25 protein-coding genes and 1 pseudogene are annotated in these 22,471 nt (G+C 62.6%); 15 read left to right on the top strand and 11 right to left on the bottom strand.

All coding sequences use genetic code 11. The features are described 5' to 3' along the window. Positions 1-235: ATP-binding protein (locus DAD99_RS21030; protein WP_193342525.1), on the top strand; the 235-nt coding region annotated here is incomplete at its 5' end. Positions 236-314: 79 nt separating this feature from the next. On the opposite strand, the gene DAD99_RS21025 is transcribed toward DAD99_RS21030, so the two are convergent. From DAD99_RS21025 to DAD99_RS22390, 3 genes are all read right to left on the bottom strand, one after another. Further along, a complete protein-coding gene (locus DAD99_RS21025; protein WP_193343125.1) occupies positions 315-701 on the bottom strand; it encodes a hypothetical protein in 387 nt (128 codons plus the stop codon). A gap of 104 nt (positions 702-805) precedes the next feature. Beyond that, complete coding sequence (locus DAD99_RS21020; protein WP_193343124.1) at positions 806-1,078, bottom strand: hypothetical protein; 273 nt, start codon at positions 1,076-1,078, stop codon at positions 806-808. 128 nt (positions 1,079-1,206) lie between these two features. Beyond that, on the bottom strand, positions 1,207-1,770 hold the full coding sequence (locus DAD99_RS22390; protein ID WP_193343123.1) for a trypsin-like serine protease: 564 nt from the start codon (positions 1,768-1,770) through the stop codon (positions 1,207-1,209). A 588-nt stretch (positions 1,771-2,358) separates the two neighbouring features. Here DAD99_RS22390 and DAD99_RS21010 point away from each other — a divergent pair. Then, entirely contained in the window at positions 2,359-2,778 is a 420-nt protein-coding gene (locus DAD99_RS21010; RefSeq protein WP_193343122.1) for a helix-turn-helix domain-containing protein, read from the top strand. A gap of 57 nt (positions 2,779-2,835) precedes the next feature. Here the strand turns inward: DAD99_RS21010 and DAD99_RS21005 are convergent, their stop codons facing one another. The 5 genes from DAD99_RS21005 to DAD99_RS20985 all read right to left on the bottom strand — a co-directional run bounded on the left by DAD99_RS21005 (position 2,836) and on the right by DAD99_RS20985 (position 7,950). Continuing rightward, entirely contained in the window at positions 2,836-3,534 is a 699-nt protein-coding gene (locus DAD99_RS21005) for a hypothetical protein (RefSeq protein WP_193343121.1), read from the bottom strand. Further along, positions 3,531-4,502 carry a ParA family protein gene (locus tag DAD99_RS21000; RefSeq protein ID WP_193343120.1) on the bottom strand — a complete coding sequence of 324 codons (972 nt, stop codon included), beginning with the start codon at positions 4,500-4,502 and terminating at the stop codon, positions 3,531-3,533. The genes DAD99_RS21005 and DAD99_RS21000 overlap by 4 nt, the downstream gene beginning before the upstream one ends. Positions 4,503-5,339: 837 nt before the next feature. Continuing rightward, a complete protein-coding gene (locus DAD99_RS20995) occupies positions 5,340-7,094 on the bottom strand; it encodes a MarR family transcriptional regulator (RefSeq protein ID WP_309233457.1) in 1,755 nt (584 codons plus the stop codon). Positions 7,095-7,377: 283 nt separating this feature from the next. Continuing rightward, on the bottom strand, positions 7,378-7,608 hold the full coding sequence (locus tag DAD99_RS20990; protein WP_193343118.1) for a hypothetical protein: 231 nt from the start codon (positions 7,606-7,608) through the stop codon (positions 7,378-7,380). 69 nt (positions 7,609-7,677) lie between these two features. Further along, on the bottom strand, positions 7,678-7,950 hold the full coding sequence (locus DAD99_RS20985; RefSeq protein WP_227008356.1) for a helix-turn-helix domain-containing protein: 273 nt from the start codon (positions 7,948-7,950) through the stop codon (positions 7,678-7,680). A gap of 249 nt (positions 7,951-8,199) precedes the next feature. On the opposite strand from DAD99_RS20985, the gene DAD99_RS20980 reads away from it, so the two are divergent. The 13 genes from DAD99_RS20980 to DAD99_RS20920 all read left to right on the top strand — a co-directional run bounded on the left by DAD99_RS20980 (position 8,200) and on the right by DAD99_RS20920 (position 20,640). Then, on the top strand, positions 8,200-8,682 hold the full coding sequence (locus DAD99_RS20980) for a hypothetical protein (RefSeq protein WP_193343116.1): 483 nt from the start codon (positions 8,200-8,202) through the stop codon (positions 8,680-8,682). After that, entirely contained in the window at positions 8,682-9,761 is a 1,080-nt protein-coding gene (locus tag DAD99_RS20975) for a CHAP domain-containing protein (RefSeq protein ID WP_193343115.1), read from the top strand. Before DAD99_RS20980 ends, DAD99_RS20975 begins: the two co-directional genes overlap by 1 nt. Next, a complete protein-coding gene (locus tag DAD99_RS20970) occupies positions 9,758-10,276 on the top strand; it encodes a hypothetical protein (protein WP_193343114.1) in 519 nt (172 codons plus the stop codon). The genes DAD99_RS20975 and DAD99_RS20970 overlap by 4 nt, the downstream gene beginning before the upstream one ends. A 39-nt stretch (positions 10,277-10,315) precedes the next feature. Further along, the gene (locus DAD99_RS20965; RefSeq protein WP_193343113.1) at positions 10,316-11,809 is read left to right on the top strand and encodes a chromosome partitioning protein ParA; all 1,494 of its coding nucleotides are present in this window, start codon (positions 10,316-10,318) and stop codon (positions 11,807-11,809) included. Positions 11,810-11,843: 34 nt separating this feature from the next. Continuing rightward, a complete protein-coding gene (locus tag DAD99_RS20960; RefSeq protein ID WP_193343112.1) occupies positions 11,844-12,455 on the top strand; it encodes a DUF6668 family protein in 612 nt (203 codons plus the stop codon). 18 nt (positions 12,456-12,473) lie between these two features. After that, positions 12,474-12,743 (top strand): hypothetical protein, encoded by a 270-nt coding sequence (locus tag DAD99_RS20955; protein ID WP_193343111.1) that lies wholly within the window; start codon positions 12,474-12,476, stop codon positions 12,741-12,743. 26 nt (positions 12,744-12,769) lie between these two features. Beyond that, positions 12,770-13,516, top strand: coding sequence for a hypothetical protein (locus tag DAD99_RS20950; protein ID WP_193343110.1), 747 nt, complete (start codon positions 12,770-12,772; stop codon positions 13,514-13,516). Then, complete coding sequence (locus DAD99_RS20945) at positions 13,513-14,775, top strand: hypothetical protein (protein ID WP_193343109.1); 1,263 nt, start codon at positions 13,513-13,515, stop codon at positions 14,773-14,775. Before DAD99_RS20950 ends, DAD99_RS20945 begins: the two co-directional genes overlap by 4 nt. Then, the gene (locus DAD99_RS20940) at positions 14,762-16,270 is read left to right on the top strand and encodes an SCO6880 family protein (RefSeq protein ID WP_193343108.1); all 1,509 of its coding nucleotides are present in this window, start codon (positions 14,762-14,764) and stop codon (positions 16,268-16,270) included. Before DAD99_RS20945 ends, DAD99_RS20940 begins: the two co-directional genes overlap by 14 nt. Next, positions 16,270-17,862, top strand: a complete 1,593-nt coding sequence (locus DAD99_RS20935; protein ID WP_193343107.1) for an ATP/GTP-binding protein — start codon at positions 16,270-16,272, stop codon at positions 17,860-17,862. Before DAD99_RS20940 ends, DAD99_RS20935 begins: the two co-directional genes overlap by 1 nt. Further along, entirely contained in the window at positions 17,859-19,628 is a 1,770-nt protein-coding gene (locus DAD99_RS20930; protein ID WP_193343106.1) for a type IV secretory system conjugative DNA transfer family protein, read from the top strand. Before DAD99_RS20935 ends, DAD99_RS20930 begins: the two co-directional genes overlap by 4 nt. An 11-nt stretch (positions 19,629-19,639) precedes the next feature. After that, entirely contained in the window at positions 19,640-20,083 is a 444-nt protein-coding gene (locus DAD99_RS20925; protein ID WP_193343105.1) for a DUF4913 domain-containing protein, read from the top strand. A 71-nt stretch (positions 20,084-20,154) separates the two neighbouring features. Further along, complete coding sequence (locus DAD99_RS20920) at positions 20,155-20,640, top strand: hypothetical protein (protein WP_193343104.1); 486 nt, start codon at positions 20,155-20,157, stop codon at positions 20,638-20,640. Positions 20,641-20,958: 318 nt separating this feature from the next. Here the strand turns inward: DAD99_RS20920 and DAD99_RS20915 are convergent, their stop codons facing one another. The 3 genes and pseudogenes from DAD99_RS20915 to DAD99_RS21980 form a co-directional block, all read right to left on the bottom strand. After that, positions 20,959-21,618: a hypothetical protein gene (locus DAD99_RS20915; RefSeq protein WP_193343103.1), complete on the bottom strand. Its 660-nt coding sequence runs from the start codon at positions 21,616-21,618 to the stop codon at positions 20,959-20,961. Positions 21,619-21,679: 61 nt separating this feature from the next. Then, positions 21,680-21,946: a transposase gene (locus DAD99_RS22385; protein WP_375372286.1), complete on the bottom strand. Its 267-nt coding sequence runs from the start codon at positions 21,944-21,946 to the stop codon at positions 21,680-21,682. Between the two features lie 240 nt (positions 21,947-22,186). Continuing rightward, positions 22,187-22,471 (bottom strand): annotated as a pseudogene (locus tag DAD99_RS21980) (hypothetical protein); the annotation flags it as partial.

The following is a 22,471-nucleotide window of genomic DNA, read 5'->3' as shown; positions in this document are numbered from 1 at the left end:
GTTCGATCAGGACGCCGCGAACCTGTTCTTCCAGCTCGTCTCGAGCCGCTACGAACACGCGTCCATGATTCTGACGTCCAACCTCCCGTTCGCCCGCTGGGGCGACGTCTTCGGAGACCTGACCATCGCCTCGGCCATGATCGACCGGATCGTCCACCACGCCGACGTCATCAGCCTCAAAGGCAACAGCTACCGCCTCAAAAAACACCAACCTGCCGCCAGTACGGCACAATAGAACAACAACCCGTGGCCCCGTTTTCAATTGGCACTATTGGCCCTATTTTCGGTTGGCGTTAACACGGACAGAATTACCGTTACTGAGGACGGGCCTGTGGCCAAGGCGCCACGACGAGCGCGACGGCCGACGGATCGTAGGCGCGGGCCAGCTGGGTGAGGAACGGACGTGGCAGGCTTGTGACCTGAAGAATGACCCGGTTGTTCGCAGCATCCGGGAAGGTCGACCACACCGTGACAGCAGCCCGGCCTCGGGGGCCGATCGCCGAGTCCATGATGTGCTTCAGATAGCTGCGGCTGCGCCGCACTGATTCAATGCGCACGGGTATATCTGCCTGGAAGGAGGCTGCCTGTTCGCGGCCGGCGGCGGAGACCACGGTAATAACAAGTTCGCCTCGGATCCTGTCGACCCAAGGAAATGACAGGTCATCGGGGTGGGCGGCGCTGAGGAACTCGGCCCGATTCAACGTCCTGGCCAGGTTATCCGGAAGTGGTTCCGAAACCGTTGGAGCCGCGCTCAGCACGACAATCGGTGGATCTCCGGATCGCGTTGGCTGGGGTCTGTTCCCGGTCAGGGTGTTGGTTTGGCCGTTGCGATCGTCTCACCACCGGCGGCGTCGATTACTTTTCTGGTCCCGAGCGGGGCCTTGAGCGTGAGGGTGACGTCATGGTTCTGGGCTATCTGACAGGTACTTGAGGAATCCGGGTTCCTGGACACAGTAATGGTGACGGTGACGGAGTCGGCCTGTTCTTTGGCTTCTGCGGACTTGAGCGTATCGCACGCCCCGTAACCGGTAGTGACGGTGACCGAGTTCGATGTCTGGTCGGTCCGATAGCTGAACACCAGCGCGATGTAGTCGCCCGGGCTATTCGGAGGGACGGTACCGGTTGGGCTTGGCTGCTGGGGAGGTGCGCACCCACCAGCCATAAGCCCTATCAGGAGGACTGCCCCCGCGCGCGACGCTAACCGGATCATAAGGTGCGCAGCCACCCTGGATAACCCCAGTAGGCGTCCCAGATGTCGCTGTAGATCTCGACACAGCCACCGCCACCACCACTATGTATGCCTTTGGCGGCGATACCACCGTCGGACCTCACGGTATAAACCGGTCCGCCAGAGTCGCCCGCAGCGGTGCAACTTCCGCCCTTCGTGCCCCACGACACGTTACGCGCCACTGTCCCGCCGCTGTATGTAAAGTTCCCACGTGCCGCCTGGTTCACCCACCCGCAGAGCTCACCGGAGTAGGCTCCACCGGTGCAATATTGGTCGCCTACCTGGGGACTCCGCGACCACATCTCCCTGACTGTGAGGGCATTGCCGGACCCTGGCCCGCCCACGTATATGTTGGTACCCGACTGAAGACCTCCATTGAGTCTGATCAGGGAAAGATCGCCGCTGTAGTCGGACGCTCCGGGAAAGCGGACCGAACCGTATCCAGACAACCAGTTCGACTCACTCGCGTTGATCCATCCCATGCTCTGGGCGGGGGTTGATACAGAGCCTCCGTCAGGGCCGCAGTGTCCTGCGGTGATCATGTAGTAGTTGGATGAATCGTTCCATGGCCACCCGACGGTGCAACCGCCGGCGGGAGCGTTGATATTCGCCCCTGGTTCGCACTGGCTGGGACGGTGCTGCCCCCACTTACAGCTACCAGCGCAAGAACTACGGGAACGACCGCTTTCCGGATCCTCATGATGCTCCCCCAACGTCATTGTTCTATCGAATCGATGTGGGCAGTCTCGTGTAGCCAAGACAGGTTGTCAATGGGCTGTGCTGGAAGGATCGACAGACTTTGCTAAGAAGGGGCCTCTATCTCGCCCGCGCGGACCATGGCCAACAGCAACAGAGGTCGAAAATATTCGTCCGCCTCCCGCGCTCCCATGGCCCCATCGGGTCCATGGGAGGCGTCAGGGCGTGCGCGACGCTAAGAAACGGTGTCCGGTAACGATCGTTCGCATGACATAGCCGGAGATTCCCTGCAACCCCCGGAAATACACGGGTTCGACGTGTAACGGTTGCCGTGTACGCGCCAAGGTAAGGGGTACCTCCCCTTCACAAGCCACCCGACTGACGACCGCTTGTCCTTGTCCCATGAGTGGAACACCTCTGATAGTGTCCCACTCATGGGACAAGAATTGATTGAAGAAGAGTTTAGTGCCGTCACTGGAAGTGGCTACGCGGTTGGCAAGGATTCGGCGGGTGTGCCGGGGGTTGTGCTGGAAGCCAAGCTGCGTGCTCTCGCAGCAGTGGACGCTCAGCGTACGGTTACCACTCAGGCGATGGTGGCGCTTAAGGCTGCTGGGCTGTCCGTTCGTGACATTGCCCGGCAGCTTGAGGTATCCAAAAGTAAGGTCAGTCGGGAGCTACGGCGGACACCGTTTCGATTCATGCCGCAACCGGAAATTGACGCAGCTGTTGAGGCTGTGTGGGAATCCGGGTTACAACGCGAGCGGACCCGCCTGGTTCCACGGGAGGGCGATCTCGCACGTGAGTTAACGATGATGTTGAACATTCTCAATTCTCATCGTGGTACTGACGAATAACGGGTCGTTTCAGCCGCGATATAACCAGCAGGTCCTTAACGTCGGATATTTCACTTTTCACAAGCCACCCCTATAAGCGGTGAGAACTCCAACGAAGAACGCATTCCTGTTATCAGCCGTCCAGGTGCGAGCGAGACTGATGATCACCCGCATGTGGTCTTTGCGGAATCGCAGCGGCCTGGTCTCCGGCTCGACTGAACCACGGGCAAGCTTGGGTATAGCCGGCGCCCGCCCAAAAATGTCATTGGCGGGAATCTGGCTGTCATCCGGAGCAAAAATCTGTCCGAACCGATTCTCTGCTGCGACCCAGCTGATCGCGTTCAGGACAATTCCCGGATACGAGATCCCTGTGCTGTCATGGTGCTCCCCCAGCCACTGGTTCAGGTCCTTGGGAAGGTAGAGAGTGACGTGCCCTGAATGTTCCTCTTCGGCGGGTTCGATCTTGGCCTGGGCTGTGACATCGAAAGCTGGCGCCGGCCGGTCCACTGCCTGTACCGGTGAAGCCGCCGCAGCCGCTGCAGCGGTATTCGATGCTGGTGCTTCAGCAGGATCCGCAACCTCAGGCGCAGGCTCCGGCGCAGCTACGCGCACCGACGGGGCTTCAAGCGTTTCAGGTGCAGGCTCAGGCGTTGTTTCGAGAAACTGCTCGACTGGAGCCACTTCAACTGAGGCAGGCGGCACAGGTTGCAGCACGCGCCTTTTCAGGCCGCTGAGGGCGCTGAGATCCATCTTTCCCGGGCTGGAGGGCAGGCTCATTTGGCGGCTACCTCAAGGTTCTCGTCAAGCACTTCCTCCTGGGCCTGTAGCTCCTGGACGATCTGCTCGGTCAGTCGCATGTAATCCTCGGCAAGGTTGCCTGCCGACTGCGCGATGCGGGGTTCATCCGAGGTCTTCCCCTTGTTACGCAGGCGCTCCCAGAACGGTGACTGAGTCGCTGCCCTGGCGGCCAGCTCGTGTGCAGCGAGACCACGGAAGCTGGCGTCTGCATCAGCTGCAACAACGTCTCGGATACTGCCTTCGAACACGGGCGCGATGCCGTCCAGGGACTCCTCGAGCAGTGTGCGGGCCTGTTTGTCCACGTTCCTAGCGTTAGTGGGAATGCCAAAGAGGATGACCCCGAGCAGCGACACTGCTGGATTGTCACTCTGGACACTAAGAATGCGACGGGCCAGAGACTCAAGGCCGCGAATAGACTTCGGCTCAGGCTTCACGGGCGCAAGAATCCAACGGGAGGCCAACATCGCTTCCTCAATGGCGGTCCAACCGGCCTCTGATGGCGGGGTGTCGATCAGGACGATGTCGTAGTTCGGGGCAATCTTTGCCAAGGTCCGTGCCACTCCCCCACGCATCTTGCCCTGGCGGGATGCATCTCCCTGGAACGTGTCCATGAGCTGCGCTGTGTGGTTGCCGCCGGCCAGGACATCCAGGCCCGGCCGCACATCCTTGATTGGCACCGGGATCTTGTCGTACCGGACTGCAATGTCCAGTGCTTCGCCGCGGTCGTACCGGTCATCGTTGATGATGCCCAGGTTGGTAGACGTGTCACCCTGGGAGTCCAGGTCGACGACGAGCACCTTGTAACCGGCTTCAGCGAGAAGAGCAGCGAGATTGGTGGTCACGGTCGTCTTGCCGACGCCGCCTTTGCCATTGGAGATGCAGATGGTGCGTCGCGACGCCAGTTGAACGGCGGGCGACAACGTGTGCGAGGTAGTTGCCGTATCCATAGTGCACATCCTAAGTGCGACCAGTGCAGTGCAGCGGCATATTCACTGTCGTGTCGAACTACAGCACTAGTGAACTTACTTTGCACTAGTTAACCAGTAGCTATGCAGTTTAAAAGGAGTAACTAGACACCAGTGCTGCATCTCTTTCGCACTAGCTTGGCTATCGCTGCACAAGTACATAAGCATCGCGCTGCCCATGTAGTCGCTATCAAGCGCATAAGTAAGTGCAAAGCGCATGCAAGTGCAGAGCAACAGTACATGTATAGCTGCTCTGCAGTAAGCTCTCCAGTATCTATGCACTATAAACTGCCCGAATAATGCAGTAGACACGCAGTAGATGAAGAGTAAGGGATACCGTTAAAACGAAGCATGGCCTACTCGCACAGGTGGGGAAGTGCGATCATCCACTTCCCTTCGGCGACAGCGCCCGCGCGAGACCCGGCAAAGCCGGGTCTCGCACCTGAAAACGATTTCCGCCAATTGTGCTGACGAAGCGACACGTGACTGAACAACACCATCGGAAAGCTGGCGACATCGAGGCAAGGATTACCCCAGCACTACGAGCCGGCCGTCAGTGCCTACGTCGTCGCGGCCGAATTGCGCAGACACGTCTCCAAGCACCCCCTCGGATGGGTCCGTTCTGGATCGTTATCGCATTGCTCATACTGAATCGAAAGTGCGCGGAAGGGTACAAAACCCTGTCTAAGCTGCCACCCACAGCGCTGCGTCGTCGGAAGGTATCAAGTGTTCTTCTCGTCCCCGTCAACAACCGCCTAAGCCTTGACTCGGCCGGGCCAACCATCTTCCAGACCACTCCCCGTACCCCTCTTCCCCTGGTCATGATGCTGGGGCGAAGGCCATGTCCGAGAGGGTCCAGTCATCCGGTGGTCCTTCGAACGTCTCCCAGGGGTAATCGTCAGCGGGGGAGAGGAGCTCGGGGACTGTGTGGGCGCGTTTGGTGAGCCATTCCTTCCAGATGATGCGGTCCTGATGGTACTTCTTCAGCTGCCCGGCGACGGCGTCCAGGACACCGAACCGCTCAGCGAGATCCTTCAGGGACGTGGCGGCCACGATCGACCAGGCAAGGCCCTTGTCCCTGCTGATCAGGTTCCACGCTGCCAGGACCTCCAGAGCTTCACTCAGGGCCGTTCTGGAGAGCCCGCTGGCCCGGATAAGATCCACGCTCCGCAACGGCACCGACGAGTGTTCCAACGCCTCATAGGCGAAAGCCGCCGGCATGCCGAGTTCCCGGAATACCGGGCGCAGGGCGTGGATCTTGCCTTTGGACCAGGACAGATCTTCGGCTGCCGGCTTCACATCCTCGGGAATGGTCAGCATGTACTGATCTCCCTTGGTTCCCCTGCCACACTCGACGCGCGTCACCAGAGACTCTGGTTCTGACCTCAACGCCCGCAGATGTGTGGCAACAGTCGTGTGGTCCAGCCCGGTGGCCACGGCAATGGACCGGACACCGAACTCCACAAACCGGGACCCTGTCATGTGCGCAGCCTCGCCGAGTGCACGCAGGATCATTCGTCGGGCGAGCCCGTTCCGGGAGTCCTGGTACCGGGCTTCCTGGATCCTAAGCGCGTTGCGCCAGGTTCGGATGAACCGGTGCTCGGCATCCGAAGTTGACGAGACCGCAGACCCTGGAGACCCTCCCGCCTGTGTAAATGGCTGGCTTGTGGGGTTTTTACGGGCATTGTTCTTCCCGTCCCGACTGGTACGGGTTTTTTGTACGTACGTGACGGCGTTGGCCCAGTCCTCTTTCAGGGCCTTGGTCCGGTGTCGGGAGGGGTAGCGGGCGTAGAAGGAGGCCAGTCCCGGCCAGTGGCCTTGGAACATGCGGCGCTGCACATCGGTGACGGCGAGGCCTGCGGCCGCGGCGCCGGCCAGGACGGCCTGGCGGGCCTCGGAGTCAGTGGGATACCTGTTGGCGTCGTACAGCCCGGTCACGGCCAGCTGCAGCATGGTTCGGGACATCCGGCCCGTGCCCTGCAGAACCTGCTGTGAGCCTTCATCTAGGGCCGGTAGCGCCGTGAGGGGTTGTTCCAGGCGCACGGCACGGACCGCGGAGATCTCCCCGGCCAGCTCAGCGTTCATGGCCGTCCACACACCAGGTGTGTTCGGCCGCCGGGCGACGTCGTAGGCGATATTCAGGCTCATCGCCAGTTCCTGGTGGCCACCGCGCTTGTGCGGGGAACCAGGAACACGCATGCAGCCGTGCAACAGGTTTTGGTGCGGGGTCTTGTCCAGGCTCTGGTACCGGGTGCCCAGGGCCTCGACAAGATCACGCGCCTGCGAGAACGTCACCCGCTCCTGCAGCGGGATGTACACGTGGCGGCCACCGTTGGGGGAGTAGTCCTCGATCCACCGCGCACCGCAGCGACCCAGCCAGGACGTCACCGCCCTGACTTCAGCAGTGACCAGGTCAACGCCAGCAACGGATGAGTCAAAGTCAAGGAAGATCGCAGCGCACGTGCCGTCCTTCCCGAAAATACGCACCGCGGCCGGGAACGAGGGGAGAGCCCCGGTCAGGTCCCGTTCATGCTTCTGCGGATACGACTTACCGCCATCACGGGACAGGCGCACCCGCGGTTGGCCCGCGAGAAGGGGGGCCAATGCCGACCACACAACCCCAGGAGCCGAAACAGGCGCCGGCGCGACACGGACACGAATGTTGGGTGCAACGGATGTTGACCCAACAAAGACTGGCTGTACGATAGGACCAGTTCCTTTCACTTGTGGAAGGGTACGAAAAAATCCACCCACAGGGTGGGTGTTGAATAAAGTTCAGATCGGGTCCCGCCAAGAACATGATCTGAACGACAAACTTCTGAGGCACCGGCCCCGCTAACAGCGGGGCCTTCCTCGTTTAACCGGCCTGTGCCATAGGCAAGGCCTCCTGGTGGCTTCTAAGCTGGTCTAGGTCCAGGGAGTCGATAAAGGCAGTAACAACCGGTGTCAGCAGCGTGACGCCGTCTGTACCGAGGATATCCAGAGCCTCGGCAAGCTTTGCGGCCCGCTCGATGTCCGGCTTCACAGTAAACGTGTGCCGAGAGCCCTTTGAAGGCCTCCCCATGGCACGTCTTGTGAGTGTTGTCATGTGCCCATCGTGTCTTAATTTTCGATTACAGAAACGATTATCGGGCGGCGTGTCGCAGTCAAAGAACGTTTAACGCCCTGAAAGGTAGTCCTTCAAAGCAATGAGGAGGCTGTCCAGGCGTTCGGCGTTGACGGAGAACGCCACCGTTCGCCCCCGCCTTTCGCCTACTGGAAGATTCGCTTCCACGAGCTGCGCGGCCTCAAGGTTCCTTAGTGTCCGTCTGGCGGTATTCGGGTCGGTGCCCAGTTCGCGCGCAAGCTCCACGGCCCCCGTTGGTCCGTTGATGGACAGGTGGCGCAGTATTGCGCGGGAGAACATCGTGCCGAACGACTCAATAGCCATTTCTACATCCCTTGGCAAGGCGCTCTGAGGGCGTAGGTATCGGGGCATTCATTCATAATCTCATTTCTTTCGATTTCCACGCACCGTCGGGAAGGCGACATTTAATGTTCTTTTCGGATACTGTCTTAACTGTTGCACAAACAAGAGCACAGATAGCGAGTGACCACTGACACAGAAAGGCCGTGTGACAAGCGATTCCGGCTCAACGTGTGGACAATGGCCTGTTGGTCCACCGAATGGAATTTATCAATGCAGCTGGTGGATGTGGAAACGATGTCCAAGGGGGAGGGGCGGATCTTGAAGAGTTTATTGCCGTTTGGTACGCCGTGGCAGATGGACGGCGCCCTGCGTGAACGGGCGATCCAGGAACGTGAAGTCTTCCGGTCCTGGGTGGCCGGACTGGACGCCCCTGCAGGGCAGGGGCGGGTGCTTAACGAGCTTCTGGAATTGATGGATGAGCGCGAGTTCATTGAAGGACGCGCTGCTTGCGTTACCTACGAGTCCGAGCACGCCCGCCGTTCAGGGCTGGGGGACTCCCTGGAAGCTGTCCTCAAAGACTTGACCGGCGCCGGCCTGCTGTCCTCCCACAGGGCCGCCGAGGTCTTCGAGGATGGCCGCCCGGGCGTGGTGCTGCGCATTCGACGCCCTGGCGTTCTCCTGACGGTGGAAGCCGCCGGCCCTCTGTGGCTCAAGGATTCCTGGTTCCGTAACCAGGGCGAGGGACTGTCCTGATGCAGCCAAAGTCGCTTGGCTTGGTGGCAGTCATTGCCATCCCCGGGCTGTTCCTCGGCCTGATCTTCTCCATGCTCTTGCTGTTGGCCCCCGCGAAGCCTGCTGTGGCTGACTGCGGCTCGGCCATCTCTATTGTCATCGACGCCAACACCAAGGTCGATGGCTACACAGAAGAGCAACTGAAGAACGCCGCGTCGATCATGGGTGCCGGTAAGGCACTGGACCTGTCCGTCCAGGGTCAGATGATCAGCGTCATGGTTTCCCTCGGGGAGTCAGGGTTGCGTGTGCTGGACCACGGTGACGGACCCGGCCCCGATTCCCGGGGGTTGTTTCAGCAGCGCGACAACGGTGCGTGGGGCTCCTACGCGGACCGCATGAACCCCGCTGCCAGCGCCACGAACTTCATCAAGGCCCTGCAGGCTGTCCCCGGCTGGGAGCTGTTGGAGCCGACCCTCGCCGGCAACAAAGCCCAGCGCAACGCCGACCCGTACCACTACCAGAAGTACTGGCCCGAGGCCGCCAAGCTCGTCCAGGCCCTCGCGGACGAAAAGTTCACTCTGGAAGGCAGCGACTGCGCCATCCCGGGACAGTCCGGTGCCGGCGATGACTACCCGTGGAAAGACGCTCCCACTTGGTTGCAGGTCGGAGCGAAGGCTGCCAGCACATCGCCGCTGAACATGTACTACCGCGAGTGTGTGGACTTCGCGCTGTGGCGGGTGAACCAGCAGATGGGTTCCACCAGCGCACCGTTCAAGTTCCTCAACGGGACCTTCCGCCCGGACGGGCAGCGGTTGGGTTCTGCGGTGACGTGGAAAGCCGGGTGGGACGCCAAGGGCTGGCCCACCGGCAACACCCCACGGGCCGGCGCCGTCGTTTGGTACGCCCCAGGAACCGGCGGTTCCGATCCGGAGTACGGCCACGTTGCGGTGGTCAAGGAAGTCAGGGACGACGGGACCTACGTCGAAGAGGGCTACAACGGCAACCCAGCCCCGGATGACCACAACTACTACACCCGGACAGTCAGCACCAATGTCCCCTCAGCTTTCCTGTACCTGCCCACTCAAGAGGAGAAGAAGTGAAAAAGCCCTTGGCCCTGCTCGCCGTGGCCCTGCTCTGCACTGCGTGCGCACCGGCAGCGAACACGACACCGGCAACGTCACCATCAGCCAGCACCACGCCCACGGCGGCCGCGCCCGTTTCACTGAGCGCCAACAGTGGACCACAGGCACCCGGGGGAACAGTCCCGGCCACCACCGGCATCACCTGGGACCAGGCGAGCAAAGACCATGCAGTGGAAGTCGCTGAGAATGCGATGGCTGACTTTGCCCGCCCTGGCGTGGAGGAAAAGCAGTGGGCCAATGATCTTGCCCGCTGGCTCACCCCGCAGGGCACCGCCGACTACTCGGCCGTGGACCCAGCGAACGTCCCGGCCAACCGTGTCACTGGTCCGGCCAAGCTGATCGTCGATGAAGCCAACGGCTACGGCGTCACGGCGGCGGTCCCCACCAATGCCGGGACCTACACCGTGCAGCTGCTCCGCACGGGCAAGGATGCCCCGTGGAAGGTCAACCGGCTCACACCACCAACGTCCTAAGCGCCGCACCTCTCCATCTCACACGTAAGGAAGAAGTTCATGGGTACTACATCAACCGAGGTCCTGGCCTTTCCAAACATCAGGGCCATCGTCCGTGACAATGGGACCGCTGAGGTCCTCGTCGCGGGTAACTCCCGCATCGTGCCTGCCGGGGACTCCGTACAGGATCTTCGCAACAACGCCCTGGCCCTGGTGGTGGGCGAGGCGCAGACGCTGCAGCGCCCCGTCCGGGTCCAGATCGAGGATCCCGAAGGACACGGTGAACTGATCGTGCACCCGGACAACAAGATCGAATCCGTCTCCTACGAACCGCGCCCGACACGCCGCCGGGTAGAGGCCCCGGAAACCACCCCCGAGACTGTCGCTCCGACCGTCATTGATACGGTCCCTGTTGCTGCTCCTGAACCAGTAGCCGTCCCCGCACGGCCCATCGCTGCGGCAGCGGTGGACCGCCAGCCATGGCCGCCCAACCCCGTCGAGACCGAGCCAGCAACCGAGATTCCTGAGCCTGCTCAGCCGTCGGCCGCCGGCGCAGAAGTACCGCAGACCACCGCAACCGTCCCGGAAGCACCGCTTACCCGGCGCAGCTTGAAGGAGACCTCGTTCCTGGTCAGCGCTCCGGTTTTGGAACCGGCAACACAGGGATGGCGGGGAACGCTCACGCGCCTGGGATTGCGGATGGACCCCTCAGCGGAAGAACTCTCCGAGCGGGAGGACATTCGCACGGTCAGCCAGCACTGGCCCGGCCCGCGCACCATCGCGGTGGTGAACCGCAAGGGCGGGGCGAACAAGACCCCCACGGTGGTCATGCTCTCGGCGATCCTTGCCCGCTACAGCGGCGCGGCCACGGTCGCGTGGGACAACAACGAATCCCAGGGCACCCTGGGCTGGCGCACGGAAAAAGGCGCCCACGACCGGAGCGTCCTGGATCTGATCGACTCGTCCCAGTCGCTGCTCTCGCCGTCCACGAACGCGGCCGAAATCGCGAAGTTCGTCCATCATCAGACCGGTGACAAGTTCGATGTCCTGCGCTCAGATGAGAACGAGGAAGGCGACCACGAAGTCACCGCCGAAGAAGTCGATATCGCCCACCAGGTGCTCACCCGGTACTACCGGTTAGTGGTCATGGATTCGGGCAACACCGCCCGCGCAGCGAACTGGCGCCGGATGATCGACCACACCAACCAGCTCGTCGTACCCGTGACGGCCATCGAGGACCGCGCAGAAGCCGCACGGCTGACGTTGCAGACCCTTGAATCCCGTGGTGGCAACGACGCCGAGCTGGCACGCAACGCCGTCGTGATCGTCTCCGAATCCACCGACGCCAAGCGAATCATGACCGGAGATGCCTTGAAGCGGGCCAAAGACGAGGCGCAGCGAATCGCGGACGGCTTTGAGCCGTTCGTCCGGGCGGTCGTCAGGATTCCTTACGATCCGGCCTTGGTCAACGGTCCCATCCGCTATGAAGCCCTCCAACCCGCCACGCAGCGGGCATGGCTGGCCGCAGCGGCCGCCGTCGCTGACGGCTTCTAAGACACCCCGTCAACGGACCTTGAAAGGAGGAGCCATGCAACAGTCCCTGAACCCCTGGATCACCAGCCCCGCCGCCGACAGCGCTGAAGAGGAAGCGACGGATGCGCACGTGCCGCCTGCGGCAGTGATCAGTGCGCCGCTGAGGGGAATGGTTGAACCGGACGCAGCCGACCGCCTGGGCTGCCGCAGCATGTCAGGTTCTGCTGCGCTGTGGATTACCGGCGCCCACGGGGGAGCCGGTGAAAGCCGAATCGCTGCCCTCCTCGAGGGGGCACGCGTCACCGATCACTGCTGGCCCGTCCTGCAGGACCGACGCACACCACGGGTGCTGCTGGTCTGCCGGGCAGACATGCGCGGCCTAACCGCCGCCAGGAGCGCACTGACCCAATGGGCATCAGGGGCCGCACCGGAGCTGGATCTGCTCGGCCTCGCGGTCCTTGCAGACGCGCCAGGGAAGAATCCCAAAGCGCTCCGTGACTTCGCCGCAATCGTCGGCGGGGGAGCCCCCCGGCTCTGGATCCTGCCCTGGGTAGAGGCCTGGCGGCTTGGGGATTCCACGACACCGCCGCCGGCCCGCGAGTACCAACGCTTCATCACTGACTTGGCCGTCCTGGCCACCGACACCACATCAAGCACCACCAACTGAAAGGTCTCAGGTCTCACCATGAACTCCTTCTCCGCACTTGTAGCAAGCGTCATTCCCAACCCCACTCCGGTCGTCCCGGAGCAGGCCGGCGGGCTGCTCACGATCCTGAACTGGGCTGCGGGTATTGGCCTGGTCCTGGGCGTCCTTGGCGTCATCATCGTCGGTATCAAGCTCGTCATCTCGCTCCAGCGCGGCGAGGGCGGCCAGACCCTCGCCAGTCTCGGCTGGGTCCTGATGGGCTGCATCATCATCACCGGTGCTTCCGGCATCGTCCGCGCCTTCGTCTAACCAGCACCAACAACGGGAGGTTCACCATGAGCCAGTCAACAGAGAGCACCACCGAAAGCAATCCGTTCACCAAACCCGGTTTCATCATTGCTGCCGCGCTGGTGGTCGCGCTGATCGCAGCAGCCATCGTCATCTTCCTGCTCCCCAAAGGACAGGGCAACGCACAACCGGCCCCGTCCCCGTCCCCGGCAGAGTCCAGCAACTCGGCCACAGCCAGCCCCAGCGCTTCGGGTGAAGCTGGCAAAAGCATCTGTGGACTGCCCGCCTCGTCGGAATCGGCACTGGGGGCGGCACCGGATACGAAATGGGAACTAGTGGGGACGATGGCCGCGCCAGTCGATCCGAAAATTGGCCCGGGAAGGACGGACGATCAGGGCATCAGGTCCTGCTTCGCCCATACACCAACAGGGGCCCTGTACGCGGCGGTGAACCTTTGGGCGCTAGGCATCGACCCCTCTAACGAACGCGCCATTGCCGAGCAGCTTGCAGCCAAAGGACCTGGCCGTGACGCCGGGATGAAAGCACCCCAGACCCCCGCCCCGGCCTCGGCCGTGAAGGTCCAGATAGCGGGCTTCAATGTCTCATACACGGCGAACCAGGCCGTAGTGGAACTGGCATTCAAGGCGGACAACGGAGCGCTTGCTTCGGTCCGGACAACGCTGCTTTGGCAGGACGGGGACTGGAAGGGCGTCGTCGCGGACAATGGCGCACCCCTGGAGGAACCCCGGCAAGTCCGTGACCTTTCAGGATTCATCCTCTGGAGTGGAGCATGAGGCCTACCTGGAACCCGGTAGGGGACTGGTTTTCAGGGCTCGCGGATGACGCTATGGGAAACATGGCGAAGGCCATCCTGGAAGGCATGAGCCAGATGGTGACAACTCTGTCGACCTTCTGGGTGTCCATGCCCACGGTGAACCTTGCCAGCGAGGACGGGGCCACGCCAAGCCCCATTGTTTCTGCGGTCAATAGCGAATTGTTGCCCTGGACGCTGACGCTGGCGGTCCTAGCGGTGATTATCGGTGGCATCCGGATGATCTGGGAGCAACGCGGGGCGCCGCTGAAAGACCTTCTGCGGTCCCTGGTCACTCTGACCTTGGTGTCGGGTCTGGGGCTGGGTGTCATCTCGATCCTGGTGATCGCCGCAGATGCTTTCTCCGCCGCCATCATCGACCGCTCCACGGACGGTAAAGGCTTCGCCGATGCAATGAACATCCTCGTGATGACTAACCAGACGGGGGTCGGAGTGTTTATCCTCATCGTCCTGGGATTGATCGGCCTGATTGCCTCCCTCGTCCAGATCGTTCTGATGGTCGTGCGAAGCGGCATGTTGGTAATCCTGGCGGGCATCTTGCCCACAACGGCCGCTTTCACGAACACGGAGATGGGGAAGCAATGGTTCCAGAAAGCTGTCGGCTGGACCATTGCCTTCATCCTCTACAAACCAGCAGCGGCCATCGTGTACTCGGTCGCGTTCCTCCTCATGGGCAACAGCAGCGGGCAGAACGGATTGATCACTTCCATCACGGGCTTCACGCTGATGATCGTTGCCCTGTTCGCCTTGCCTGCGCTGATGCGGTTCGTGACGCCGATGGTGGGAGCCGTTGCTTCCGGCAGCGGCGCAGGGGCAGGTGCAGCGGTTGGGGCGATGGCCACAGGCGCTGTCTCCCTGGGCCGCAGTGGCAGCGGCAAGGGCAATGCCGCACCAACGCCAGCGAGCACGCAGAGCAGCCAGGCAGGCACGTCTCCGAAGGGCAGCGACGGCACGTCGGGTCCCAGGGGAAGCGGCGGCCAGCCGACGCCAGGGTCAACCGGTCCTGGTGGAGCTACCAGCACCGCGACCGCCGGCACTGCAGGAGCAGGGGCCGGCGCAGGAGCAACAGCAGGGGCAGCAACGGGAGCCAGCGGGGCAGCAGCAGCTGGTCCGGCTGGCATGGCCGTAGCTGCAGGCGCACAAGTGGCGTCCAAGACGTCGCAGGCAATCGCAAAGACCGCGCAGGATTCAACCGGGGAGGGCCCCAGTGGCAGCAATTAATACCGAATACAAGGAACCGTCTTACGGCAACTGGCGCGTACCGCGCTCAGCAGGCCTGGGCAACCTCGGTGCTATTGGCACTGGGATTGTCATGGCCGGGCTGTTGCTGGGCATCATCAGCTTCGCTATCTGGGGTCTGTTCCCGGGCCTCGCTGTCCTGGCCGTGGCCGGGGCCAGCGCCCTCCTGCTGACCGTCAAGGACAAGCACGGCCAGTCCGTCGTGGACCGCTTCGGCACCCGGATGAGCTTCCGGCTGTCCAAGTCCTCCGGCACGAATCTCTACCGTTCCGGCCCACTGGGCGTGACGCAGTGGGGCATGTACCAGCTGCCGGGTCTTGCGGCGAAGTCCACCCTGTACGAGTTCACTGACTCCTACAAGCGCCCGTTCGCCCTGCTGCACGTGCCGACCACCAGCCACTTCACTGTGATCTTCTCCACCGAACCTGACGGTGCTTCGCTGGTGGACCCTGAGCAGGTTGATGCCTGGGTGGCGAACTGGGGCGGCTGGCTCGCCGGGCTTGCGGATGAGGCTGGTTTGGACGCCGCGGCCGTGACGGTGGAGACCGCACCGGATTCCGGGTACCGGCTGCGGAACGAAGTTGAAATGAACATCGACCCGAACGCCCCGGCCTTTGCGCAGGCGATTCTGCGCGAGGTCGTTGGCACCTACCCGGAGGGGTCGGCCACGGTCCGGGCCTGGGTGTCCCTGACGTTCAACGCTTCCCTTCGGGCGGGATCGAAGAAGCGCACGCCGGAAGATGTTGCCCGGGACCTTGCTTCACGGATTCCGGGGCTGTCGGCCCGGCTGCAGTCCACCGGCGCTGGTATTGCCCGTCCGATGTCGGCGCAGGAACTCTGTGAGGTCGTGCGGATCGCCTACGATCCGCCGGCAGCGCTGATCATTGATGAAGCCCACGCCGCCGGGTCCCCGGTGTCGCTGGCCTGGGGTGAGGTCGGCCCGACCGCGACGCAGGCAAGCTGGGACGACTACCGGCACGACAGCGCATTCTCGGTCTCTTGGACCATGACCGGCGCGCCGCGGGGGTCCGTGAACTCCTCGGTTCTGTCCCGGTTGCTGGCCCCGCACGGGGACATTGACCGTAAGCGGATTTCGCTGCTGTACCGGCCGATGGATTCCGCCCGGGCCGCTGCCGTGGTCGAGCGGGACCAAAACAACGCCAACGTCCGTATCACCTCCGGGACCCGGCCGTCCGCCCGCGCCCTGGTCGACGTTCGCTCCGCTGTGCAGACTGCTCAGGAGGAAGCCCAGGGCGCCGGGCTGGTGAACTTCGGGATGGTCGTCACGGCCACCGTGACCGATAAGGACCGCCTCGCTGATGCCGTCGCGGCCATCGAACAAACCTCCGGTACTGCCCGGGTGCTGCTGCGCCGCGCTTACGGCGCGCAGGACACCGCGTTCGCGGCCTCCCTGCCGCTGGGTCTGGTCCTGCCCAAGCACAGCCTGCTGCCTTCCGAAATCAAGGATGCCCTGTAATGGCCCTCATGAAGATGTTCACCCGTTCATCCAGGAAGGCAGCTGAGCCGGTAACTTCTGCACCGACGAAGGCTGAGCGCCAGCCACGCGAGGCCGGGCCGGGCTCCCGTGGGTGGACCGGACGCGGCGGCGGCATGGCCCAGCTCGTCCCGTCCGTGAAGGAATACCGGGGAACCACAGTCCAGGTCTGCGGCCTGTGGCCTTTTTCCTCCGGGGCGTCCTCGCCCATGATCGGCGTCCCGCTCGGACGCCATGAGGAAACCCAGGCCACGGTCTGCTGTGACCCGATCAGCTGGTTCCAGCGGGCACGGCTCATTTCCAACCCCTCCGCCTTCATTCTGGGCCTTCCCGGATTGGGTAAGTCCACGCTGGTGCGCCGGATGTTCATTGGTCTCTCCGCTCAGGGCGTCCACCCTCTAATCCTGGGGGACTTGAAAGGCGAGCACGTCAAAGCGGTGCAGGCACTGGGCGGCCAGGTCATCAAGCTCGGCCGTGGCGTTGGGTACCTGAACATTCTTGATCCCGGCCAGGCGGTCGAGGTCGCGCAGCTCCTTGAAGACAGCGGCCACCATGAGGACGCCGCCCGCGTCCGCGCTGACGCACACGGCCGCCGCCTGACAATGGTCGTCTCCCTCATCACCATCAGCCGGAACAACCCGCCCACCGATCAGGAGCAGACGATCCTGGACCGGGCACTGAGAGTCCTCGATGACCGGTTCGAGGGCATCCCGGTCCTCAAAGACCTCCTGGACGTCATTGTCTCCGCGCCCGATGAACTGCGCCAGGTCGCATTGGACCGCGGCGACATGGCCGTCTACCTGCAGGAAACCCGCGCATTGGAGGCAACCCTGCTGGGCCTGACCGGTGGCGGGAAGCTGGGAGAAATCTTCTCCCGGCACACCACCAACCCCATGATGCGGGACCGCGCCGTGGTCTTCGACGTCTCAAGCATCGACGAGACCGAGACGGACCTGCAGGCAGCAATTCTGCTCGCGTGCTGGTCCTACGGCTTCGGCACCGTCAACGTCGCCAACGCCCTCGCGGACGCTGGCCTGGAACCGCGCCGGAACTACTTCGTGGTCCTGGACGAGCTGTGGCGGGCACTGCGCGCCGGCAAGGGCATGGTGGACCGGGTGGACGCCCTGACCCGTTTGAACCGATCCGTGGGTGTTGGGCAGATCATGATTTCCCACACGATGTCCGACCTGCTGGCGCTGCCGGCAGAAGAGGACCGGATGAAAGCCCGCGGCTTCGTCGAACGCTCTGGCATGGTGATCTGCGGCGGCCTCCCGGCCTCTGAAATGCCGTTGCTGACCTCCGCCATTCCGTTGTCCCGCCAGGAGCAGCAGAAGCTCATCTCCTGGCAGGACCCGCCCGCGTGGGACTCCCGCGGGCTCGACGTCGAACCTCCCGGACGTGGGAAGTTCCTGATCAAGGTCGGCGGCCGACCCGGGATCCCGGTCCAGGTTGGACTGACCTCCATTGAGCAGGCCGAGGGATTGAACGACACCAACACCCGCTGGCACGCGCCATCTGAAACGCTTCTGGAACCCGTAGCTCCGGAGCTGCTCACCGAAGGAGGAACACCGTGAGCGCACCGAATCGTAAAGGAATGGGCCTCGGGGATGCCCTGCTGGTCTGGTTGGCCATTGGCTTTATCGTTGTCTTTGGCGGCGGGACCTACGCGGCCGCCCACCTCGGCTCCTGGATGGCCGGCATCGATGCGCCCCCCGCCCATCCGATTGATCTGATCGCCGGGCTCATCAAGGGCCGGGTGCCCTGGCCAACCCAGTCCACCGTCGCCGCGGCCCTCATGGCCGGCGTGATCGTGGTCCTAACCATCGTCGTACTGGTGGCCTGGAGGAAAGGCGCGTCCAAGCGTGCCCGGGTCGATAAGGCCGCACAGTACCTGGGGCGCGGTAAATCCCTGGCCGCGTTCTCCGAGAAGGGCGCGAAAGCCACGGCCGAGCGGCTGGGCGTGAAGGACACTCCGGGCATCGTGGTGGGCAAGGTGGTCTCCACCGGCCAGAAGTTCATTCAGTCCTGGGAAGACCTCAGCATCGACATCTGGGGTCCCCGGACAGGTAAGTCGACCTCACGGGTCATGCCCGCGATCCTGGACGCACCTGGCGCCGTTGTCTCGACGTCGAACAAGCGCGACGTGGTGGACGGGACCCGTGGCGTCCGGGTCCTGACCGCGCCTGTGTGGGTGTTTGATCCGCAGAAGATCGCTCAGGAGGAACCGGACTGGTGGTGGAACCCGCTCTCCTACGTCACGGACGAAGAGAAGGCCTACAAACTCACCCAGCACTTCTCGGTCGGTTCGCGCCTTCCGGGGTCCAAGCCGGATGCTTACTTCGACCCGAAAGCCGAAGACATCCTCTCCTCCTACTTCCTCGCGGCCGCGCTGGGGGAGCTGCCCATCACTCAGGTGTATCTGTGGGTGACGGAGCAGGTCAGCCAGGAACCCATCGAAATCCTGAAAGAGCATGACTACGAGCTGCAGTACAAGGGCCTGGAGTCCACGCTGAAGCTGGCCGATAAGCAGAGGGACGGTATCTTCGGCACTGCCGAGAAGATGATTCAGTGCCTCAAGAGCAGGAACACGCTTCGCTGGGTCGCCCCGGCCCGCGGTGCGTCCGTGGCCACGGATCCCCGCCGCCAGTTCAACCCGCACGATTTCGCCGCCTCACAGGAGACGATCTACATCCTCTCCAAGGAAGGTGCAGGCTCAGCCGCTCCACTCACAACAGCACTGACGGTGGCTATTGCAGAGGCCATGGAGGAACGGGCCGAGCGCAGCGGCGGGCGCCTGCCGCTGCCGGCGCTGTTCGCCCTGGATGAGCTGGCCAACGTTGTCCGCTGGGCCGGACTGCCGGACCAGTTCAGCCACTACGGCTCCAAGGGCCTGATCGTGATGGGCATCCTGCAGTCCTGGTCCCAGGGAGTTGAACTGTGGGGTGAGGCGAACATGCGGAAAATCTGGTCGGCCGCCAACGTCAAGGTCTACGGCGGCGGCGTGGCCGAAGAAGGCTTCCTCCGGGCACTCTCGGATCTGATCGGGGACTACAGCTACACCAACGTCTCTGTTTCCTCGGGAAAGTCGGGTTCCAGCCGCTCCCGGCAGGAGGGCAAGGAGCGCATCTTCGACGTCTCCAACCTCGCGGAACTCGACCGCGGCCGCGCCGTGGTCCTGGCTTCCGGCGCGCCGGCCACGCTGGTCCGGACCCTGCCCTGGTACACCGGCCCGCACAAAGAATCCGTGGAGGCGTCCATCAAGAAGTACAGCCCCCGCCCGGAAAAAGAGGCCGTACCGGTGGCCGCTGAGCTGGCGGCTAATCCTTGGGTCACGACGTAGGAGGTTCTGAGATGAACAGCGATATCGGACGATTCAGCACAGCTCCCGCTACCGTCGAGACAGAGGCACCTGCCGAAAGTCCGGGGGAAGAGCAGAAGCCACCTGAACTGGTCTACGGCTCAACCGAGGAGTTCCTGCACGAGCAGCTGCTGCCGACCTATGTCCGCGACGTCGATGGCCGCTCCGCGCAGTGGTGCGTCGAGTGGTACTTCCACCCGGAAGCAGTCTCCCGGATAGAGGCTTTGTGGCGCGCGTGGGAACATCTCAGGTTAGACGGAGCAACGGGCATCAGCGTCTGGTGGAAGGATCACGCAGACCACCACATGAGTGTTCTCTTGGACCCCCGGGGCCCGTTTCACAAGTGCGATATGAAGGCTCATCGGGATCCCGAACACTTGGAGCCGAGGAAGGCCCCAAAGGGTTGGTTCCCCGATGTGCGGACGCAGGGAACCTAGCTAGTCTTGCGGTGGCCTGCAGGATGCTGAAATATACTCCCTAGTTGGGTGGGGAGCAGGGTCCCAAGTGAATGGAGAATGTCATGGGCTTATTCAGCAGGGCTCCTAAGACTCCCGGGCAGCCGCCCCAGGTACGGAGGAAAGACCTAGAGGCGTTGATTGCACCCGCTCCCCACGACGTTATGGGAAGCCTCCGGTCACATGAAAAAGAGCTTCACTTCATCGAAGAAAACCTATCGGAAGACGAACGGATTCTTGCCGCAGCAAACTGCGGACTGGTAACAGCCCGAGGTTTCTACGGTGTGGTCGTGGTTACTGAGCGCCGGGCTGTAGTAGCCATCCGTAACGACAACAACCCATCTGGCGAGCCAATCGTCGAGACGTTCCCCCTGGCCAACCTTTCCGTTCAGGACCGGCAGGTAGGGATGTTCCACTATGGAACGTTCTCCGCTCCGGGGCGGAGCGACTTCAATCTCGAATTCATAGGCGAGCTCGAATGGTACGTGTCCTTCTTCGATACTCTCCGCCAGCAACTCAACCGGGCAAAGTTCAGCTGACAAAACCCGCAGGAGATCAGCGCTCTTCGTCTAGCTCCCACGGCGGCCCCGAATCCCATCCGGGCAGCTCGCAGTCCAAGGCCTTCTTCCTGGCTGCACTCAGCTTGCCTGAACGAGCGGCGCTGCACTGATGCCCTCCACTGCCTGCCGAAGGCGAACGACCCAGTTGTTTTCCCATTAACCGCGGCTGCGGCGGCGTCATTACCGCCTCCCGGACGCGTTTCCGCAGGTGAGAGACTCGGAGCCGCTTGCCCCAAATGTCGTCAGCTCATTTCCATGCGTAGGCCAGGGCCTGACAAGCCATCTTGTAGGGCTCGGCTAGTGATTCACCATTGCCATGGCGAAATCCAGGGCGTCCTGATTTGTGGCGCCGGGAAAGTTGGTTAGAACGACTGTGATGCTGAAGGAGTCTCCGCAAATAGCCGGGCTGATTTTATCCGTTCCATTCCCGAAAACGTCGAACGTAGCCCATCCTTTGCTGTCGGCGGGCTCATACAGAATCGGCGACCACTGTCCCCCCGCTATCCGGCTGCGCTGAAGATCGCACACTTGCTTGTAACCGGGATTAACCCCGGGGTCTGCGTACCCCTCAGTGAATGACGCAGCGGGACGGCCGTCATTCGGGCCATCCACCACGTAGAGACACGTCAGGCTGCCTGCTTTGCCACCCTTTAAATCGAAGAGTGGCGGCGCGTACGCAAATTTTGACTTCAGATAGCGTTCCCCGGCTTCACAGGCGTTGTCGGTGGGCCAGCCGGGCTGTGATCCCCGCTGTGGTGCCGCAGTGGGGGTGGGCGGCTGGGGCGCCTGTTCGGCGGCGGGTTCCTGGGTTGCATGTTCGGAGGCCAGGCTTTCCTGAGATTGAGTGGCTGCGGAACTGGCGGTTGATGGTGCGCCCGGGCTTTGTCCTGAGCAGCCGGAGGCTGTCAGGGCGAGAACCGCGACCATCCCCGCGCCCAGCATTTTTCGAGTAGTCATCTTTGACCTCCGCGGCGATAGGGACCCATTCTGACCCTTTAGCGACCTTCTGGTCTACGGCCTAGGACAGTCTCCTAAAGTGGCCAGCCAGATGGTGACAGGAACCGTCGTCATCATAGCGGTGGTGCTGGTTCCAAATTGTCTGCCATGGACCGAACTCCGCCGGCACAGTCACGCGAGGCAACCCCGCATCGATACTGGTAGATGATTCCCCCTCCACGAGCCGGCGATCCTCCCGTACCGGAGGACCCCGACGTCCCACGGACGACGGTAGCAACGGCTGAATGCGGGCCCAGTGCCTATCAGTCAAAACAGGAGTACGAGACACCCACCCAGCATCCCGGATCACGACACACGGCTTTAAGGAGATACGTCCTAGTAGCCGAGCGCCTTCCGGCTGCCGGCGGACTTCCACTTCCAGGATGACGCCCGCGATTCCGGGTCTCTCCGGAGCCGCCGGTTCATATTCAACTGCTGATCAGGGGCGCACACGCGACAGTGCTACCTCAAACTGACGGGTGGTTCTAACGGCGCCCACGGGCTAGCGGGAACAACCCGAGGAATCATGTCAAGATGCCCGCGTAGCCTTTATCGAAGAATCATTTGATTGTGCCCGGATGGGCGGTTGGTTCTTGGGTCCTTGCTTTGCCGTGGTCAGGGTGAGCAGTTCAGCGCAAAGGGCTTGAACCTGACGTTGGATTGCCGCTGGATTCAGGGGCTTGTTCTCCCGCTTCAACTTCGCCTTCACGCCTTGCCGGACCGTGCCTTCGTCGGCCAGGACCCGCTGGTAGGGGGTCGCTGGCCGGTCATACTTCTTGCTGATCTTTGCGCCGGTTCGGATCTTCTTGACGAG

The organism is Pseudarthrobacter sp. AB1 (genome assembly GCF_014926485.1).
Lineage (GTDB): Bacteria > Actinomycetota > Actinomycetes > Actinomycetales > Micrococcaceae > Arthrobacter.
Note: the sequence above shows the minus strand (reverse complement) of the source record. Positions and strands in the feature narration are given on the sequence as shown.

Excerpts from the sequence above, each read along its gene's own strand:
- DAD99_RS20915 (WP_193343103.1), bottom strand. The coding sequence starts at position 21,618 with ATGACTACTCGAAAAATGCTGGGCGCGGGGATGGTCGCGGTTCTCGCC.
- DAD99_RS20960 (WP_193343112.1), top strand. The coding sequence starts at position 11,844 with ATGCAACAGTCCCTGAACCCCTGGATCACCAGCCCCGCCGCCGACAGC.
- DAD99_RS20945 (WP_193343109.1), top strand. The coding sequence starts at position 13,513 with ATGAGGCCTACCTGGAACCCGGTAGGGGACTGGTTTTCAGGGCTCGCG.
- DAD99_RS20950 (WP_193343110.1), top strand. The coding sequence starts at position 12,770 with ATGAGCCAGTCAACAGAGAGCACCACCGAAAGCAATCCGTTCACCAAA.
- DAD99_RS20920 (WP_193343104.1), top strand. The coding sequence starts at position 20,155 with ATGGAGAATGTCATGGGCTTATTCAGCAGGGCTCCTAAGACTCCCGGG.
- DAD99_RS20965 (WP_193343113.1), top strand. The coding sequence starts at position 10,316 with ATGGGTACTACATCAACCGAGGTCCTGGCCTTTCCAAACATCAGGGCC.
- DAD99_RS20975 (WP_193343115.1), top strand. The coding sequence starts at position 8,682 with ATGCAGCCAAAGTCGCTTGGCTTGGTGGCAGTCATTGCCATCCCCGGG.
- DAD99_RS20985 (WP_227008356.1), bottom strand. The coding sequence starts at position 7,950 with ATGGCTATTGAGTCGTTCGGCACGATGTTCTCCCGCGCAATACTGCGC.
- DAD99_RS20980 (WP_193343116.1), top strand. The coding sequence starts at position 8,200 with ATGCAGCTGGTGGATGTGGAAACGATGTCCAAGGGGGAGGGGCGGATC.
- DAD99_RS22390 (WP_193343123.1), bottom strand. The coding sequence starts at position 1,770 with ATGATCACCGCAGGACACTGCGGCCCTGACGGAGGCTCTGTATCAACC.
- DAD99_RS20990 (WP_193343118.1), bottom strand. The coding sequence starts at position 7,608 with ATGACAACACTCACAAGACGTGCCATGGGGAGGCCTTCAAAGGGCTCT.
- DAD99_RS21000 (WP_193343120.1), bottom strand. The coding sequence starts at position 4,502 with ATGGATACGGCAACTACCTCGCACACGTTGTCGCCCGCCGTTCAACTG.
- DAD99_RS20955 (WP_193343111.1), top strand. The coding sequence starts at position 12,474 with ATGAACTCCTTCTCCGCACTTGTAGCAAGCGTCATTCCCAACCCCACT.
- DAD99_RS20925 (WP_193343105.1), top strand. The coding sequence starts at position 19,640 with ATGAACAGCGATATCGGACGATTCAGCACAGCTCCCGCTACCGTCGAG.
- DAD99_RS21005 (WP_193343121.1), bottom strand. The coding sequence starts at position 3,534 with ATGAGCCTGCCCTCCAGCCCGGGAAAGATGGATCTCAGCGCCCTCAGC.
- DAD99_RS21010 (WP_193343122.1), top strand. The coding sequence starts at position 2,359 with ATGGGACAAGAATTGATTGAAGAAGAGTTTAGTGCCGTCACTGGAAGT.
- DAD99_RS20935 (WP_193343107.1), top strand. The coding sequence starts at position 16,270 with ATGGCCCTCATGAAGATGTTCACCCGTTCATCCAGGAAGGCAGCTGAG.